The following is a 1,373-nucleotide window of genomic DNA, read 5'->3' as shown; positions in this document are numbered from 1 at the left end:
TCTTGAAATCCTTATACAGCATCGGCAGGCTCTCGGCGAGGTATTGAGCGGCTCCCAACGTGCCCTGGGCGTGGATGCCAGCCATGTACAGGAAGGTTCCCTTGCCGTCCGGACGCGGGAGCCGGCCCAGATATGCGTAATCGAAGTTCTCGCCGTTATCACGCGGAGAGCGGAACTCTTGGGAGCCATCAGCAGTCGACAAAAACCAGCCGCTGTCATCGACCTTAAATCGTAGGTGGGGATCCGCCTCCATGATCTGCCCAAGGAACGGCAGGAGGCGAGGAGATGTCATGACAATAAGGTTTGGCCTGTTGAGATGCACATGACCAGGCGGCGGCACAACTTCGCACGAGGCGTCTAGGCCAACCGACCGAGCTAGGTCAGCAAGAAGGTTATAGGCTTTGAAACTTTCGGCGCTGATGACATCACCCGGATCATGTCGCCCGACTTCCTGCTTCCCACCGATAGCGACAGTCAGACGGCCAGTTCCGAGAAATGCGCGTTCGGGACGCACTCCGGCCGAAAGTAGCTGCGAGACGCGAGACCGAGACATGTCTAGCAAGTGCGCAATCTGCGTCTGAGTCATTCCGCCCGCAAGAAGATCTTCAAGGCTCTCGCGACGTAAGCGGGAAAGCTCCCCGATGGCTGCTTGATAGTGGTCGATAAGTCGATGGGCGGCAAGAGCTCGCTCGCGGGCATCTCCGATGCCAGCGACCGCCGTTGGGTCGTCCACTGGTCAACTCCCGTCGCGTCAAGGGGGGTAACCACAGTGTAAGCCCGTCGACCGGGGCAAACGAGCCAGGGAACGTCCACCGGACTCACACTCTGTGTTGAGGGGGGTTGACACCCCCTGGCGCTCATGGTTGTCTACCTCACACCAGCCCCCTGAACTGGACATGTTGAGGGGGATGAACAAGGCCCCGGTGGGCTGCCACCCACCGAGGCCGGTGCATCTATCCGCCCTTGGAGAGGACCTAGAAGATGCAGGTCAAGCGTATCCCGGTAGCGCCATCGATGGACAGTCGCGCGTTGGCTGCTCTGGCGGCGCAGTACCGGCCGTCGCGGCTGAACGGCGCTGGTGTGTGCCTGTACTGCGAGACGCGGTGGTGCCAGTCGTCGGCGTGCGTCGCCACGCACGCGGCGTCGCTGTGGGCTCCGTGCCCGGAGTGCGACGGGTTCAGCTTCGGTCGCTGCGACAACTGCCTCAACGGCGTGGTGGAGGTGTCCCGGGCCGGCTTGATTGAGCTGGCCGGGCGGGTGCTGCCGCGCCGTGCGGGTGAGTCCGTGGCGTTCGCGGTGGTGGCGTGATGGAGACGCGGTGGAAGCGGATGCGGTTCGAGCGTGGGTGGTCGCAGCGTGACGTGCTGCGGCGC

At 62.9% G+C, this 1,373-nt stretch carries 2 protein-coding genes; one reads left to right on the top strand and one right to left on the bottom strand.

Annotated features, from left to right (window positions below):
- The coding region (locus AB0E94_RS52995) for a sigma-70 family RNA polymerase sigma factor (protein WP_360344592.1) at window positions 1–733 on the bottom strand (733 nt) is incomplete at its 3' end.
- Between the two features lie 296 nt (window positions 734–1,029).
- Between AB0E94_RS52995 and AB0E94_RS52990 the strand changes: the two genes are divergently transcribed.
- Window positions 1,030–1,308, top strand: coding sequence for a hypothetical protein (locus AB0E94_RS52990; protein WP_357084951.1), 279 nt, complete (start codon window positions 1,030–1,032; stop codon window positions 1,306–1,308).
- The last annotated feature ends 65 nt before the right edge of the window (window positions 1,309–1,373 follow it).

The organism is Actinoplanes sp. NPDC026670 (genome assembly GCF_040638175.1).
Taxonomy (GTDB): domain Bacteria; phylum Actinomycetota; class Actinomycetes; order Mycobacteriales; family Micromonosporaceae; genus Actinoplanes.
The sequence above is the reverse complement of the archived record's forward strand: the minus strand, read 5'-3'. Positions and strand labels throughout refer to the sequence as shown.